The sequence below is a fragment of the Pseudomonas sp. GW822-FHT04C11 genome (assembly GCF_058800905.1).
Genome location: NZ_JBXAMS010000010.1, coordinates 1 through 16676, shown reverse-complemented (window position 1 = coordinate 16676; position 16676 = coordinate 1). Strand labels below are relative to the sequence as shown.

The 16676-nt window shown below is 54.9% G+C and carries 13 protein-coding genes and 4 tRNA genes; all 17 read right to left on the bottom strand.

The features are described 5' to 3' along the window. Nucleotides 1-58 precede the first annotated feature (58 nt). The 17 genes from rpsL to birA all read right to left on the bottom strand — a co-directional run bounded on the left by rpsL (nucleotide 59) and on the right by birA (nucleotide 16532). Nucleotides 59-430 carry a 30S ribosomal protein S12 gene (gene rpsL / locus AC1RJ3_RS17420; protein WP_002555494.1) on the bottom strand — a complete coding sequence of 124 codons (372 nt, stop codon included), beginning with the start codon at nucleotides 428-430 and terminating at the stop codon, nucleotides 59-61. A 216-nt stretch (nucleotides 431-646) separates the two neighbouring features. Then, complete coding sequence (rpoC, locus tag AC1RJ3_RS17415; RefSeq protein WP_054594278.1) at nucleotides 647-4846, bottom strand: DNA-directed RNA polymerase subunit beta'; 4200 nt, start codon at nucleotides 4844-4846, stop codon at nucleotides 647-649. A gap of 63 nt (nucleotides 4847-4909) precedes the next feature. Next, nucleotides 4910-8983: a DNA-directed RNA polymerase subunit beta gene (gene rpoB / locus AC1RJ3_RS17410; protein ID WP_054594279.1), complete on the bottom strand. Its 4074-nt coding sequence runs from the start codon at nucleotides 8981-8983 to the stop codon at nucleotides 4910-4912. 220 nt (nucleotides 8984-9203) lie between these two features. Next, entirely contained in the window at nucleotides 9204-9569 is a 366-nt protein-coding gene (gene rplL, locus AC1RJ3_RS17405; protein ID WP_003206098.1) for a 50S ribosomal protein L7/L12, read from the bottom strand. A gap of 75 nt (nucleotides 9570-9644) precedes the next feature. Further along, complete coding sequence (gene rplJ, locus AC1RJ3_RS17400) at nucleotides 9645-10145, bottom strand: 50S ribosomal protein L10 (RefSeq protein WP_019693882.1); 501 nt, start codon at nucleotides 10143-10145, stop codon at nucleotides 9645-9647. 198 nt (nucleotides 10146-10343) lie between these two features. Further along, nucleotides 10344-11039 carry a 50S ribosomal protein L1 gene (gene rplA, locus AC1RJ3_RS17395; RefSeq protein ID WP_019693883.1) on the bottom strand — a complete coding sequence of 232 codons (696 nt, stop codon included), beginning with the start codon at nucleotides 11037-11039 and terminating at the stop codon, nucleotides 10344-10346. After that, nucleotides 11039-11470, bottom strand: a complete 432-nt coding sequence (rplK, locus tag AC1RJ3_RS17390; RefSeq protein WP_008008888.1) for a 50S ribosomal protein L11 — start codon at nucleotides 11468-11470, stop codon at nucleotides 11039-11041. Before rplK ends, rplA begins: the two co-directional genes overlap by 1 nt. 117 nt (nucleotides 11471-11587) lie before the next feature. Beyond that, nucleotides 11588-12121: a transcription termination/antitermination protein NusG gene (nusG, locus tag AC1RJ3_RS17385; protein ID WP_010443972.1), complete on the bottom strand. Its 534-nt coding sequence runs from the start codon at nucleotides 12119-12121 to the stop codon at nucleotides 11588-11590. 9 nt (nucleotides 12122-12130) lie between these two features. Next, nucleotides 12131-12499, bottom strand: a complete 369-nt coding sequence (secE, locus tag AC1RJ3_RS17380) for a preprotein translocase subunit SecE (RefSeq protein WP_019693884.1) — start codon at nucleotides 12497-12499, stop codon at nucleotides 12131-12133. A gap of 45 nt (nucleotides 12500-12544) precedes the next feature. Continuing rightward, nucleotides 12545-12620: transfer RNA gene (locus AC1RJ3_RS17375), tRNA-Trp, on the bottom strand. Between the two features lie 53 nt (nucleotides 12621-12673). Further along, nucleotides 12674-13867 carry an elongation factor Tu gene (gene tuf / locus AC1RJ3_RS17370; protein ID WP_054594280.1) on the bottom strand — a complete coding sequence of 398 codons (1194 nt, stop codon included), beginning with the start codon at nucleotides 13865-13867 and terminating at the stop codon, nucleotides 12674-12676. Between the two features lie 84 nt (nucleotides 13868-13951). Then, nucleotides 13952-14027 (bottom strand) — tRNA-Thr (locus tag AC1RJ3_RS17365). A gap of 26 nt (nucleotides 14028-14053) precedes the next feature. Continuing rightward, nucleotides 14054-14127, bottom strand: a tRNA-Gly gene (locus AC1RJ3_RS17360). Nucleotides 14128-14152: 25 nt separating this feature from the next. Then, nucleotides 14153-14237: transfer RNA gene (locus AC1RJ3_RS17355), tRNA-Tyr, on the bottom strand. 142 nt (nucleotides 14238-14379) lie between these two features. Beyond that, nucleotides 14380-14826 carry a hypothetical protein gene (locus AC1RJ3_RS17350; protein ID WP_347928145.1) on the bottom strand — a complete coding sequence of 149 codons (447 nt, stop codon included), beginning with the start codon at nucleotides 14824-14826 and terminating at the stop codon, nucleotides 14380-14382. A gap of 7 nt (nucleotides 14827-14833) precedes the next feature. Further along, a complete protein-coding gene (locus AC1RJ3_RS17345) occupies nucleotides 14834-15583 on the bottom strand; it encodes a pantothenate kinase (protein WP_493079585.1) in 750 nt (249 codons plus the stop codon). Next, nucleotides 15573-16532, bottom strand: a complete 960-nt coding sequence (gene birA / locus AC1RJ3_RS17340; RefSeq protein ID WP_347928148.1) for a bifunctional biotin--[acetyl-CoA-carboxylase] ligase/biotin operon repressor BirA — start codon at nucleotides 16530-16532, stop codon at nucleotides 15573-15575. The genes AC1RJ3_RS17345 and birA overlap by 11 nt, the downstream gene beginning before the upstream one ends. Between the last annotated feature and the right edge of the window lie 144 nt (nucleotides 16533-16676).

Here is a 16676-nt window from a genome sequence, read left to right as displayed (position 1 = left end):
CGACCTTACTCTTATCGACTCAGAAAATAGATAATTCAGTGTTTACAAAAAGCCGCTACTACTTAGGCTTCTTGGTACCGTACTTCGAACGACCCTGGTTACGACCTTTAACGCCGGAAGTATCCAAAGAACCGCGTACGGTGTGGTAACGAACACCTGGCAAGTCTTTTACACGACCGCCGCGGATCAGTACCACGCTGTGCTCTTGCAGGTTGTGGCCTTCACCGCCGATGTACGAGGAAACCTCGAAACCGTTGGTCAGACGCACACGGCATACTTTACGCAGTGCCGAGTTAGGTTTTTTCGGCGTGGTGGTATACACACGGGTGCATACGCCACGACGTTGCGGGCAGTTCTGCAGCGCAGGCACGTCGGATTTCTCGACGATACGCTTACGCGGCTGACGTACCAGCTGGTTGATAGTTGCCATCTACTAGCTCCACTGTTGTCTTGCGACGCTATTGTCTTGCAAGAAAAGCAAAATGGCAGGAACGAATTCCCGCCAAATTTAGGGGTACAAGAGTCTAAAGAGGATCTTGTCCCCAGTCAAGGCAAGGCCCCGACCTCCCCGCTCATCCAACCTCGACAAATTGTCTCGATTCGATGAACGGGGGCGCCAGGGCCCCACTCTTATTTATCGCAGAACTCAGTTACCGCTCGAGTTCAGCGCTTCGGTCAGTGCAGCTTCCACTTCACTGGCGCTTACGCGCAACGGTTTGTCAGCATCACGGCGGCGTTTGCGCTCGCTGTGATAAGCCAGACCGGTACCTGCCGGGATCAAACGACCCACGACCACGTTTTCTTTCAGGCCGCGCAGGTAATCGCGCTTGCCGGTTACCGCCGCTTCGGTCAGTACACGAGTGGTCTCTTGGAAAGAGGCCGCCGAGATGAACGATTCGGTGGACAACGACGCCTTGGTGATACCCAGCAGAACGCGAGTGAACTTGGAGACGAACTTGTCGTCTGCAGCCAAACGCTCGTTCTCTACCAGTACGTGAGTCAATTCCATCTGGTCGCCCTTGATGAAAGTGGAATCGCCAGATTCAGCGATTTCAACTTTACGCAGCATCTGACGCAGGATGGTCTCGATGTGCTTATCGTTGATCTTCACGCCTTGCAGACGGTAAACGTCCTGGATCTCGTTAACAATGTACTTGGCCAGCGCACTCACACCCAGCAGACGCAGGATGTCGTGTGGATCGCTCGGGCCGTCGGAGATAACTTCGCCGCGGTTTACCTGTTCGCCTTCGAAGACGTTCAGGTGACGCCACTTCGGAATCAGCTCTTCATACGGATCGCTACCGTCGTTCGGGGTAATGACCAGACGGCGCTTGCCTTTGGTCTCTTTACCGAACGCGATGGTGCCGCTGACTTCAGCCAGAATCGAGGCTTCTTTCGGACGACGGGCTTCGAACAAGTCGGCAACACGCGGCAGACCACCGGTGATGTCACGGGTCTTCGAAGTCTCTTGCGGAATACGAGCGATAACATCACCGATCGCGATTTTCGCACCGTCCGCCACACCCACCAGGGCGTTGGCAGGCAGGAAGTACTGAGCGATTACGTCAGTACCCGGCAGCAACAGATCCTTGCCGTTGTCATCAACCATCTTCACAGCAGGACGGATATCTTTGCCGGCAGCTGGACGGTCTTTGGCATCGAGTACTTCAATGTTGGTCATACCGGTCAATTCGTCAGTCTGACGCTTGATCGTGATGCCTTCTTCCATGCCCACGTAGGTCACGGTACCTTTCATTTCGGTAACGATTGGGTGAGTGTGCGGATCCCACTTGGCCACGATTGCGCCAGCGTCGACCTTGTCACCTTCTTTAACCGAGATCACAGCACCGTACGGCAGCTTGTAACGCTCGCGCTCACGACCGTAGTCATCAGCGATTGCCAGCTCACCGGAACGGGACACAGCAACCAGGCAACCATCCACTCGCTCAACGTGTTTCAGGTTGTGCAGACGGACGGTACCGCCATTCTTCACCTGAACGCTATCGGCTGCAGAGGTCCGGCTTGCCGCACCACCGATGTGGAACGTACGCATTGTCAGCTGGGTACCCGGCTCACCGATCGACTGGGCAGCGATTACGCCGACAGCTTCACCGATGTTCACCTGGTGACCACGAGCCAGATCACGGCCGTAGCACTTGGCGCAAATGCCATAACGGGTTTCGCAGCTGATCGGCGAACGCACGATCACTTCGTCGATGCTGTTCAGCTCGATGAATTCAACCCACTTCTCGTCTACCAGAGTGCCGGCAGGAACGATGATTTCCTCGGTACCTGGCTTGAATACGTCACGGGCGATAACACGACCCAATACGCGCTCACCCAACGGCTCTACAACGTCACCGCCTTCAATGTGCGGAGTCATCAGCAGACCGTGTTCGGTGCCGCAATCGATCTCGGTTACAACCAGATCCTGCGCCACGTCTACCAGACGACGAGTCAGGTAACCGGAGTTCGCAGTTTTCAACGCGGTATCCGCCAGACCTTTACGAGCACCGTGAGTGGAGATGAAGTACTGAAGTACGCTCAAACCTTCACGGAAGTTCGCAGTAATCGGCGTTTCGATGATGGAACCGTCCGGCTTGGCCATCAGGCCACGCATACCGGCGAGCTGACGGATCTGCGCAGCAGAACCCCGTGCACCCGAGTCGGCCATCATGTACATCGAGTTGAAGGACTCTTGCTCGACTTCGACGCCATGACGGTCGATGACTTTCTCTTTCGAGAGGTTGGCCATCATTGCCTTGGAAACTTCGTCGTTCGCCTTGGACCAAAGGTCGATCACTTTGTTGTACTTCTCGCCCTGGGTTACCAGGCCGGAGGCGTACTGACTTTCGATCTCTTTCACTTCGTCGGTGGCTGCACCGATGATGCGGGCTTTTTCATCCGGGATAACGAAGTCGTTAACACCGATGGAAACGCCGGAAATGGTCGAATAGGCAAAACCGGTGTACATCAACTGGTCAGCGAAGATCACGGTCTCTTTCAAACCAACCACGCGGTAGCACTGGTTGATCAGCTTGGAGATCGCCTTTTTCTTCATCGGCAGGTTGACGACGTCGTACGACAGACCTTTAGGCACAACCTGGAACAACAGCGCACGGCCGACGGTGGTGTCGACGATACGGGTGTTGGTCACGCTGCCGCCGTCACGGTCGTTGACGGTTTCGTTGATCCGCACTTTAACCTTGGCGTGCAGTGCGGCTTCGCCGGCACGGAACACACGGTCAACTTCTTGCAGATCCGCGAATACACGACCTTCGCCCTTGGCGTTGATCGCTTCACGAGTCATGTAGTACAGACCCAATACAACGTCCTGCGACGGAACGATGATTGGCTCACCGTTGGCTGGCGACAGAATGTTGTTGGTCGACATCATCAACGCGCGCGCTTCCAACTGGGCTTCCAGTGTCAGCGGTACGTGCACGGCCATTTGGTCGCCGTCGAAGTCGGCGTTGTACGCGGCGCAGACCAGCGGGTGCAGCTGGATAGCCTTACCTTCGATCAGAACCGGTTCAAATGCCTGGATACCCAGACGGTGAAGGGTCGGTGCACGGTTGAGAAGCACTGGGTGTTCGCGGATAACTTCAGCGAGAACGTCCCAAACTTCCGGCAGTTCGCGCTCAACCATCTTCTTGGCAGCTTTGATGGTGGTAGCGAGACCACGCATTTCCAGCTTGCCGAAAATGAACGGTTTGAACAGCTCGAGAGCCATTTTCTTCGGCAGACCGCACTGGTGCAGACGCAGGGTCGGACCTACGGTAATTACCGAACGACCGGAGTAGTCAACACGCTTACCGAGCAAGTTCTGACGGAAACGACCTTGTTTACCCTTGATCATGTCAGCCAGGGATTTCAGAGGACGCTTGTTGGAACCGGTGATAGCGCGGCCACGACGACCGTTATCGAGCAAGGCGTCGACGGCTTCCTGCAACATACGCTTTTCGTTGCGCACGATGATGTCCGGAGCGGACAGATCAAGCAGGCGCTTCAAGCGGTTGTTACGGTTGATCACTCGACGATACAGGTCGTTGAGGTCGGAAGTCGCGAAACGACCGCCATCCAATGGGACCAGTGGACGCAGATCTGGCGGCAGAACCGGCAGAACGGTCAGCACCATCCACTCTGGCAAGTTGCCGGAACCCTGGAAGGCCTCCATCAACTTCAGACGCTTGGACAGCTTCTTGATTTTGGTTTCGGAGTTGGTTTGCGGAATTTCTTCACGCAGACGGCCAATCTCGTGCTCCAGATCGATAGCGTGCAGCAGTTCACGGACAGCTTCGGCACCCATGCGGGCATCGAAATCGTCGCCGAACTCTTCCAGCGCTTCGAAGTACTGCTCGTCGTTGAGCAGCTGACCTTTTTCAAGGGTGGTCATGCCTGGATCGATAACGACATAGCTCTCGAAGTAGAGAACGCGTTCGATATCACGCAGGGTCATGTCCATCAGCAAGCCGATACGCGACGGCAGCGATTTCAGGAACCAGATGTGGGCAACTGGCGAGGCCAGTTCGATGTGCGCCATGCGCTCACGACGAACTTTTGCCAGCGCGACTTCAACGCCGCACTTCTCGCAGATCACACCACGGTGCTTCAAGCGCTTGTACTTACCGCACAGGCACTCGTAATCCTTTACCGGGCCAAAGATCTTGGCGCAGAACAGGCCGTCACGCTCAGGTTTGAACGTACGGTAGTTGATGGTTTCCGGCTTTTTAACTTCGCCGAACGACCACGAACGGATCATCTCAGGCGATGCCAATCCGATACGGATGGCGTCGAACTCTTCGACTTGACCCTGGTTTTTCAGCAAATTCAGTAGGTCTTTCAAGGCCTTTCCTCCTGGCGGAGCAGAGAGCGGGCAATCCTGCCCCGCTCTCATTCGCGTCACGTGTTATTCGGTTTCCAGATCGATATCGATGCCGAGGGAACGAATTTCCTTGATCAACACGTTGAAGGACTCGGGCATGCCCGGCTCCATACGGTGATCGCCGTCCACGATGTTTTTGTACATCTTGGTCCGGCCGTTCACATCGTCCGACTTCACTGTGAGCATTTCTTGCAGAGTGTAAGCAGCACCGTATGCTTCCAGTGCCCAGACCTCCATCTCCCCGAAACGCTGACCACCGAACTGCGCCTTACCACCCAGCGGCTGCTGGGTAACCAGGCTGTACGAACCGGTAGAACGAGCGTGCATCTTGTCGTCTACCAAGTGGTTCAGCTTCAGCATGTACATGTAGCCAACGGTAACCGGGCGCTCGAACTTGTTGCCGGTACGGCCGTCAGTCAGCTGCATCTGGCCGCTTTCCGGCAGGTCTGCCAGTTTCAGCATGGCCTTGATTTCGCTTTCCTTGGCACCGTCGAACACCGGAGTGGCCATCGGTACGCCACCGCGCAGGTTCTTCGCCAGATCCAGGATTTCCTGGTCGGAGAAGGTGTCCAGCTCTTCGTTGCGGCCGCCGATCTCGTTGTAGATCTCGTGCAGGAACTTGCGAAGGTCAGCAACCTTGCGCTGCTCTTCGATCATACGGTTGATCTTCTCGCCCAGACCTTTGGCCGCGAGGCCCAGGTGGGTTTCAAGGATCTGACCAACGTTCATACGCGAAGGTACGCCCAACGGGTTGAGGACAACGTCGACCGGGGTGCCATTGGCATCGTGCGGCATGTCTTCAACCGGCATGATCACGGAGACCACACCCTTGTTACCGTGACGACCGGCCATCTTGTCACCCGGCTGGATGCGGCGACGGATTGCCAGGTAAACCTTGACGATTTTCAGCACGCCTGGAGCCAGGTCATCGCCCTGCTGCAGTTTGCGCTTCTTGTCTTCGAACTTGTCGTCCAGCAGACGGCGGCGATCAACGATGTAGGCCTGAGCCTTCTCGAGCTGCTCGTTCAGAGCATCTTCAGCCATGCGCAGTTTGAACCACTGGCCGTGCTCAAGACCGTCGAGAACTTCGTCGGTGATTTCCTGACCTTTCTTCAGACCGGCGCCGCCTTCGGCTTTATGGCCGACCAGAGCGGAACGCAGACGTTCGAAAGTAGCGCCTTCAACGATACGGAACTCTTCGTTCAGGTCCTTGCGGATCTCGTCGAGCTGAGTCTTCTCGATCGACAGAGCACGAGCATCACGCTCTACGCCGTCACGGGTGAAGACCTGTACGTCGATGACAGTACCCTTGGTACCGGTAGGTACGCGCAGGGAAGTATCTTTAACGTCGCTGGCTTTTTCACCGAAGATCGCACGCAACAGCTTCTCTTCCGGAGTCAGTTGGGTCTCGCCTTTCGGAGTGACCTTACCAACCAGAATGTCGCCTGCGCCAACTTCAGCACCTACGTAAACGATACCAGCTTCGTCCAGCTTGTTCAGTGCAGCTTCACCCACGTTCGGGATGTCTGCAGTGATTTCCTCTGGCCCAAGCTTGGTGTCACGCGCCACACAGGTCAGTTCCTGGATGTGGATCGTGGTGAAGCGGTCTTCCTGAACCACACGCTCGGACAGGCAGATGGAGTCTTCGAAGTTGAAGCCGTTCCATGCCATGAACGCGATGCGCATGTTCTGACCCAGAGCCAGCTCACCCATGTCGGTGGACGGACCGTCAGCCATGATGTCGCTACGCTGAACCCGATCACCCTTGCTCACCAACGGACGCTGGTTGATGCAGGTGTTCTGGTTGGAGCGGGTGTATTTGGTCAGGTTGTAGATGTCGACACCAGCTTCGCCGGTTTCAACTTCATCATCAGCAACACGAACCACGATACGGCTGGCATCAACGGAATCGATCACGCCGCCACGACGAGCCACGACGCAAACGCCGGAGTCGCGAGCCACGTTACGCTCCATGCCGGTACCTACCAGCGGCTTGTCAGCGCGCAGGGTTGGTACAGCTTGACGCTGCATGTTCGAACCCATCAACGCACGGTTGGCGTCGTCGTGCTCGAGGAACGGGATCAGCGACGCAGCAACCGAAACTACCTGCTTCGGCGATACGTCCATCAAGGTGACGTCTTCCGGCGCCTTGACGGTGAACTCGTTCAAGTGACGAACAGCTACCAGCTCGTCGATCAGGACTTTCTTGTCGTTCATCGTGGCCGAAGCCTGAGCGATCACGTGATCAGCTTCTTCGATGGCGGACAGGAACACGATCTCGTCGGTGACCAGAGCGTCTTTCACCACACGGTACGGGCTTTCGAGGAAGCCGTACTGATTGGTGCGCGCATAGGCGGCCAGGGAGTTGATCAGACCGATGTTCGGACCTTCCGGTGTTTCAATCGGGCATACACGACCGTAGTGAGTCGGGTGTACGTCACGAACTTCAAAGCCGGCACGCTCACGCGTCAGACCGCCAGGGCCGAGTGCAGAGACACGACGCTTGTGGGTGATCTCGGACAGCGGGTTGTTCTGGTCCATGAACTGGGACAGCTGGCTCGAACCGAAGAACTCTTTCACCGCAGCAGCCACTGGCTTGGCGTTGATCAGGTCTTGCGGCATCAGGCCTTCGCTTTCAGCCATCGACAGACGCTCTTTGACCGCACGCTCAACACGTACCAAGCCAACGCGGAACTGGTTCTCGGCCATTTCGCCTACGCAGCGAACACGACGGTTACCCAGGTGGTCGATGTCATCGACGATGCCTTTACCGTTACGGATGTCGACCAGAGTCTTCAGTACCGCGACGATGTCTTCTTTGCACAACACGCCCGAACCTTCGATCTCGGTACGACCGATACGACGGTTGAACTTCATCCGGCCGACCGCAGACAGGTCATAGCGCTCAGGGCTGAAGAACAGGTTGTTGAACAGAGTCTCGGCAGCGTCTTTGGTTGGCGGCTCGCCAGGACGCATCATGCGATAGATCTCGACCAGCGCTTCCAATTGGTTGCTGGTGGAGTCGATCTTCAGCGTGTCGGAGACGAACGGACCGCAGTCGATATCGTTGGTGTACAGAGTCTCGATGCGAACGACCTGAGCCTTGGCGATTTTCGCCAGGATCTCGGTGTTCAGCTCGGTGTTGCACTCTGCCAGGATTTCGCCGGTTGCCGGATGCACGATGACCTTGGCGGTAGTGCGACCCAGGACGTAGTCCAGAGGCACTTGCAGCTCTTTGATCCCGGCCTTTTCCAGCTGGTTGATGTGGCGAGCGGTGATACGGCGACCTTGCTCGACAATAACCTTGCCTTTGTCATCCAGGATATCCAGGACAGCAATTTCACCACGCAGGCGCTGAGGCACCAGTTCCAGGCTGAGGTTTTCACCTTGCACGTGGAAGACGTTGGTGGTGTAGAACGCGTCCAGCACTTCTTCAGTGGTATAGCCGAGCGCGCGCAGCAGTACCGATGCAGGCAGCTTGCGACGACGGTCGATACGCACGAATACGCAGTCTTTCGGGTCGAACTCGAAGTCCAGCCACGAACCGCGGTAAGGAATGATCCGCGCGGAGTACAGCAGTTTGCCGGAGCTGTGCGTCTTGCCACGGTCGTGGTCGAAGAACACGCCCGGGGAACGGTGCAGCTGGGAAACGATTACACGCTCGGTACCGTTGATTACGAAGGTACCGTTCTCAGTCATCAGGGGGATTTCACCCATGTAGACTTCTTGCTCTTTAATGTCCTTGATCGCTTTGTTCGACGATTCTTTGTCGAAAATGATCAGGCGCACTTTTACCCGCAAAGGTACGGCGTAAGTCACACCGCGCAATACGCATTCTTTGACATCAAATGCCGGTTCGCCCAGGCGATAACCGACGTACTCCAGCGCAGCATTGCCGGAGTAGCTGATGATCGGGAAAACGGATTTGAAGGCCGCATGCAGGCCCACGTCGCGGAACTGATCTTTAGTCGCTCCCGCTTGCAAGAATTCACGATACGAATCCAGCTGGATGGCCAGGAGGTACGGCACATCCATGACGTCCGGCAACTTGCTAAAGTCCTTGCGGATACGTTTTTTCTCAGTATATGAGTAAGCCATCAGCGTTCCCCAGCTTGGTCACCTGCTTGTTTGGCCCCTCCCGACGGGAGCAGCCAGAAAATCGTGCAAACCCCATGGTTTGCGCCACCGCATCGGGTGGTTACAGCTCGTTATCAGCACCGACCCAGTCGGCTGCCAATAACGGAAAAAGGCCGGTGGCAAGAGCCACCAGCCATCAGCCTTTCGCTTAACGCTCGGGCTGGAGACGCAAAGTCGAAGCTTACTTCAGCTCGACTTTAGCGCCTGCTTCTTCCAGAACTGCTTTGGCTTTGTCAGCTGCGTCTTTGGCAACAGCTTCCAGAACCATGGCAGGAGCGCCGTCAACTACAGCCTTGGCTTCTTTCAGGCCCAGACCGGTCAGTTCACGTACAGCCTTGATCACGTTAACTTTCTTCTCGCCAGCTTCGGTCAGCATGACGTTGAATTCGGTTTGCTCTTCAGCAACGGCAGCAGCAACAGCTGGACCAGCCGATGCAGCAGCAGCGGTAACGCCGAATTTTTCTTCGAAAGCTTTGATCAGTTCAACAACTTCCATTACGGACATGTTGCCAACGGCTTCAAGGATATCGTTTTGAGAGATAGACATGACTCTAATTCCTGAATTGGGGGACGGCCTACGCGACCATCGAAATAAACAAAAAACGCGAGAAGATGGCGAGCCTTAGGCTGCAGCAGCTTCTTTCTGGTCGCGAATTGCCGCCAGAGTACGAGCCAATTTGCTGGTAGCGCCTTGAATCACGCTCATCAGCTGAGAAATTGCTTCGTCACGGGTCGGCAGAGTTGCCAGTACGTCGATTTGGTTAGCTGCGAGGAACTTGCCCTCGAACGCAGCTGCCTTGATCTCGAACTTGTCCTGACCTTTTGCGAATTCCTTGAAGATACGAGCAGCAGCGCCCGGATGTTCTTTGGAGAATGCAATCAAGGTCGGGCCAGTGAACACGTCGTTGAGAACACTGTATTCAGTGTCAGCAACAGCGCGCTTGAGCAGGGTGTTACGTACAACACGTACGTAAACGCCGGCTTCACGAGCCTCTTTACGGAGTCCGGTCATAGCGCCTACTGTTACGCCACGGGCATCAGCCACGACAGCGGACAGAGCAGCTTTGGCAGCCTCGTTGACTTCAGCGACGATGGCCTTCTTGTCTTCGAGTTTAATTGCCACGGGTTTAACTCCTGCTTGTTACCGTTTCATCCAGCCGAGGCCGGATGTCGTTTTGGTGTCTGATTCGGTAAGGAACCGGGAGCACCATCTGCGTAGGCTTGAGGTTTAAGACTTGCGTCGCCTACGGTCTTGGATAGCCCCCGCCAGGCAGGGACCCCAATTTTTCAATTGGCGCAATTACTCGCGCCAATCTGTGTCTTACGCGTCGAGCGAACCCTGGTCGATGACCAGACCTGGGCCCATAGTGGTGCTCAGGGTAACGCGCTTGACGTAAATACCTTTCGAGGAAGCTGGCTTGATACGCTTCAGATCAGCGATCAGGGCTTCAACGTTTTCCTTCAGCTTGACGGCATCAAAGCCGACTTTGCCAACGGAGGTGTGGATGATGCCGTTTTTGTCGGTGCGATAACGAACCTGACCAGCTTTTGCGTTTTTAACCGCGGTAGCTACGTCTGGAGTTACGGTGCCGACTTTAGGGTTAGGCATCAGGCCACGTGGACCGAGGATCTGACCCAACTGACCTACAACGCGCATTGCATCCGGGGAAGCAATAACTACGTCATAGTTCAGGTCGCCGCCTTTCATTTCGGCAGCCAGGTCGTCCATACCTACGCGATCAGCGCCGGCGGCCAGAGCAGCTTCAGCTGCTGGACCCTGGGTGAACACGGCAACGCGAACGGTCTTGCCAGTGCCGTGTGGCAGCACAGTAGCGCTACGAACAACCTGGTCAGATTTACGCGGGTCAACACCCAGGTTCACAGCAACGTCGAACGACTCGCTGAACTTGACAGTCGACAGCTCAGCCAGCAGAGCAGCGGCGTCTACAAAGTTGTAGGCCTTGCCCGCTTCGATTTTGCCGGCGATAGCCTTTTGGCGCTTGGTCAGCTTAGCCATTACACACCCTCCACGTTAAGGCCCATGCTACGAGCAGAACCGGCGATAGTACGCACGGCTGCTTCCATATCAGCTGCAGTCAGATCCGCGTTTTTGGTTTTCGCGATTTCTTCCAGCTGAGCACGAGTTACAGTGCCAACCTTAACGGTGTTTGGACGAGCGGAACCGCTAGTCAAACCAGCAGCCTTCTTCAGCAGAACCGAAGCCGGGGTGCTTTTAGTTTCGAAAGTGAAGCTACGGTCGCTGTAGACAGTGATGATCACTGGAGTCGGCAGACCTGGCTCAATACCCTGAGTACGGGCGTTGAAAGCCTTGCAGAATTCCATGATGTTCACGCCGTGCTGACCCAGAGCAGGACCAACAGGTGGGCTTGGGTTAGCCTGAGCGGCCTTCACTTGCAGCTTGATGTAAGCGGTAATCTTCTTGGCCATGAGGCACTCCAATTACGGGTTCGAACGCCTCGAGAGGCTCCCCGGTTACTTGCGCGTTTATCCCAGTGACGACAAAACCCCACAGCCTAGGGCTGCGGGGTTGGGATGCTTGTTCGGCTAGACCTTTTCGACCTGGCTGAACTCTAGCTCTACCGGAGTAGAGCGACCGAAAATGAGCACTGCGACTTGGATGCGGCTCTTTTCGTAGTTAACTTCTTCGACCGTGCCATTAAAATCGGCGAACGGACCGTCGGTAACACGAACCACTTCGCCCGGCTCGAACAGAGTCTTGGGCTTCGGCTTGTCGCTACCATCAGCAACACGACGCAGAATTGCTTCTGCTTCTTTGTCAGTGATAGGTGCAGGTTTATCAGCGGTACCGCCGATGAAGCCCATCACCCGAGGAGTATCCTTGACCAAGTGCCAAGTCCCCTCATTCATATCCATCTGAACCAGCACGTAACCCGGGAAGAATTTACGCTCGCTTTTGCGCTTCTGGCCATTACGCATTTCAACCACTTCTTCAGTGGGAACCAGAATTTCGCCGAAGCCATCTTCCATGCCAGCCAGCTTTACGCGCTCGATCAACGAGCGCATGACATGCTTCTCGTAACCCGAGTAAGCATGCACAACGTACCAACGCTTAGCCACGGGACACCCTTAGCCAACAATCAAGGAAACAAGCCAGCCGAGCAGGGAATCAAGCCCCCACAACAGCAACGCCATAACCAGAACAACAGCCACCACAATCAGGGTGGTCTGCGTGGTTTCTTGGCGAGTTGGCCACACGACTTTACGAATCTCGGTGCGAGCTTCCTTAACCAGTACAAAGAAAGACTTGCCCTTGACGGTCTGCAGGCCTACAAAGGCAGCTACAGCAGCAATAACAAGCAAAGCGAGTACACGGTACAGGATCGGCGCAGCATGGTAATACTGATTGCCGACAACGCCAACAACCACCAAAGCGACTACTACAAGCCACTTGAGCAGATCGAAGCGAGAGCCTTGAGCTTCAGCTTTAGGAGTCATCTATGAAGATCCTGTGAAAAGAAAGCCAGACACACTGAGTGAATCTGGCAGGTCAGGAGGGAATCGAACCCCCAACCTACGGTTTTGGAGACCGTCGCTCTGCCAATTGAGCTACTGACCTAAAACAAAATTAGGCCGACCATTATGCCGGCCTAAAAAAGACATTACAACAACTTACTCGATGACTTTGGCTACGACACCAGCGCCGACGGTACGACCGCCTTCACGGATAGCGAAACGCAGGCCATCTTCCATTGCGATGGTTTTGATCAGGGTAACAGTCATCTGAATGTTGTCACCTGGCATTACCATTTCAACGCCTTCTGGCAGCTCGCAGTTACCAGTCACGTCAGTAGTACGGAAGTAGAACTGTGGACGGTAGCCCTTGAAGAACGGAGTATGACGACCGCCTTCTTCCTTGCTCAGAACGTAAACTTCTGCAGTGAACTTGGTGTGCGGCTTAACCGAACCCGGCTTGACCAGCACCTGACCACGCTCAACATCATCACGCTTGGTACCACGCAGCAGAACACCGCAGTTCTCGCCAGCACGACCTTCATCGAGCAGCTTGCGGAACATTTCAACACCAGTACAGGTAGTAGTGGTGGTATCACGCAGACCAACGATTTCCAGTGCATCCTGAACGCGAACGATACCACGCTCGATACGACCAGTCACAACAGTACCGCGACCTGAAATCGAGAATACATCTTCGATTGGCATCAGGAACGGCTTGTCGATAGCACGCTCAGGCTCTGGAATATAGCTATCCAGAGTCTCAACCAACTTCTTGACAGCAGTGGTACCCATCCCGTTTTCATCATTACCTTCCAACGCCATACGCGCAGAACCAATGATGATTGGAGTGTCGTCGCCCGGGAAGTCGTAAGTGCTCAGCAGATCGCGCACTTCCATCTCAACCAGCTCCAGCAGCTCAGCGTCATCCACCAGGTCAGCCTTGTTCAGGAAAACCACGATGTACGGAACGCCTACCTGACGGGACAACAGGATGTGCTCACGAGTTTGCGGCATCGGACCATCAGCGGCCGAGCAAACCAGGATAGCGCCATCCATTTGAGCAGCACCGGTAATCATGTTCTTCACGTAGTCAGCGTGACCCGGGCAGTCAACGTGTGCGTAGTGACGCACGGCCGAATCATACTCAACGTGAGCAGTGTTAATGGTGATACCACGAGCTTTTTCTTCTGGGGCGCTATCGATCTTGTCGAAGTCAACCTTAGCCGAACCGAAAACTTCGGAACAGACACGAGTCAGAGCGGCAGTCAGAGTAGTTTTACCGTGGTCGACGTGACCAATGGTACCTACGTTGACGTGCGGCTTATTACGTTCGAACTTTTCCTTAGCCATCGAAATCACCCCTAGGAGAAGAATTAAGCAAGTCACACTAGCCATTAAAACAAAGGCAGATATTTTCATATCTGCCTTGTTATATGGAGCTCTTGAGCGGATTTGAACCGCTGACCTCACCCTTACCAAGGGTGTGCTCTACCAACTGAGCTACAAGAGCGAAACACTTTGCACAACCTGCAAACTTGGAGCGGGTAGCGGGAATCGAACCCGCATCATCAGCTTGGAAGGCTGAGGTTCTACCACTAAACTATACCCGCGTAAGCTTGCAGCTCACGCTAAAAATGGTGGAGGGGGAAGGATTCGAACCTTCGAAGTCGTAGACGTCAGATTTACAGTCTGATCCCTTTGGCCGCTCGGGAACCCCTCCTAAGCGAGCCGGCATTCTACATCATGCCAGCCTTCTGTCAAGCATTTTCTCATTAAAAACCTGAGGTTAGCTGCGTTGACCTCGCTTCACACTGTTGACCGCTAAAGGTCTTCACTGCGAAGCGGGCGCCATTCTATGCAACCTATTCAGCAGTTGCAACCCCCTCGCACGGCATTATTTTATGTTTTAACTCATTGAATTCTTTAGCAAGGTTCTGCAGCACGGAATCATCAGCCAAACGCCGGCTCTCTGGAGCTACACGCATCCAATATCCAACAGAATCAGGAAGAGAAACCGATAGCTGCTGAACCTTGATGTCGAGAGCGGCCAATCGCTGTTCAAGCGTCTTCGCCGTTTCCTGACGAGCAAAACCACCCAGATAAAGACAACTGTTATCCGCCTGCGCAAATTTACCCTTGTCACGCGCAGCTACTGCATCAGGCGTTTCACTCAACAGGCGAATGTCCTGCTGCGAACCTTTATACAAACTCAACGGAGTGACGTCCTTCGCACGCAAGGGCGCCTCCTGCTGATGCCAAACGTAATAAAAAACATTCAGGACCAGCAACAACAGAAACAACCAACGCATAAAAACCTCAGGACAATGGGCACGCCATGGCCAAACCTACAAAGACGAGATCTGGTACTACCCGCGCCTCTGGCACGACTCCAGAAACCAGGCCCGCATCACCACCAGTGAGGAACACCGAGAACTCCTGCCCCCAATAGCTGCGCGCCAATTCTAGCTGCGTCAGGACAAACCCTCTCAACATCAATGAACAGCCGCGCTCGACGGCCTCCACCGTATTTCGCCCTGGCTCAAAGCTCTCAAGCGCCCTGGATGCCGCGATATCGTCATAGCGAATCCGTCGGGTATGGGTGCGCAACTGGTTACGCATCAAGGGCATTCCGGGACAAATGAATCCTCCCAGGTGATCGCCATCCGCTGCAATAAAATCTGCGGTAAGCGCAGTACCAAAATCGAGAACCAGACAAGCCCCCGAGGCAAGATGAAATGCGCCAAGCATCGCAAGCCAGCGATCAAGCCCCAGCCGCTTATAATCCTCGTAACCGTTGCGGACTCCAGACATTTCACGAGCCGGCGCCGCACAGGACACCGTTACACCGAATGCCTCGACCAGCAAGGAAACTAGCGCAGCGGTCTCTTCATTGGTTCTTACGCTTACCAGCCGACAATGCTTGAGATTCAAACCATCGCAGCCGCGCAAACTTTCCAACAAAGCCAGGTCCGAGTCGACAACCCCCTCAGCAACCAACCGCGCCGCATCTGCGTGCAACACACGCCATTTGATAAAGCTATTCCCGCAGTCGAGCTCAAGAATCATTGCGCAACCTCAGACTTAGCTCACCACCACTAAACACTTTTTCTACGCCACCCACGTTCAAACGCAATGCACCCTGACCATCAATCCCTATCACCTCACCATCAATCCGACTCACTCCAGCAATCAGCGAAACCGCACGCCCCTGCCATAGGTGGCCTTGCTCCCACTCCGCCCGAAGCGCTGAAAACCCCGCCAACTGATGACGACTCAGGTACCCCTGGAGAACAATCCCCAAATGCGCCACTAGAAGATTACGATCGAACGCCCTACCTGCTTCGAGACGCATAGAGGTCCACTGCTGATCGACCTCATCAGCGATCTGCATATTTACATTGATTCCTACACCCAGAACGACATGACACACATCCGCAGGATCCCCAACCAACTCCAACAATATGCCAGCAATTTTCTTCTCACCCACCAGGACATCGTTAGGCCACTTCAAACCAGCGCCGGCAATACCCAGATCGCGCAGTGTTTGCATCACGGCAAGGCCGACGACCAGGCTAAGCCCCTCAAGCTGGCGCATGCCACCATCGATTCGCAGCACGAGGCTATAGTAGACATTTTCGGCAAACGGGCTCACCCACTTGCGGCCGCGTCGGCCGCGACCGGCAGTTTGTCGCTCTGCAAGCACAAGAAATGGCGCAGCCATACCGCGCTCTATAGAGCGCAAAGCTTCAGCGTTAGTGGAATCAATCGAATCAAAGACCAGTACGGGCCAATCGCAAGCAGGCGAATGCTCAGCGATCTCCGCGGAGTTGAGCAGAGTCAACGGCGCACTCAATTGATAACCACGGCCACGCACCTTGTGAATAGAAAGACCCAACTCAGCCTCAAGGTGCTGGAGTTGCTTCCACACAGCGCTGCGACTAATACCTAGAGCGGCGCCCAGCGCTTGGCCGGAGTGGAAACGACCGTCCTTCAGGAGCTTTAACAACGTCAGCATGCAAGTATCGCCTCACAATGAGGCCCGCATGATAGCCATGCCCCGAGCCGTTGCATAGAAATCGTAAGATTCCGGAATCAACTTTCTCGCAGGCAAAACAAAACCCCAACTGCTTTCGCAATTGGGGTTTCGGAATTTAATCTT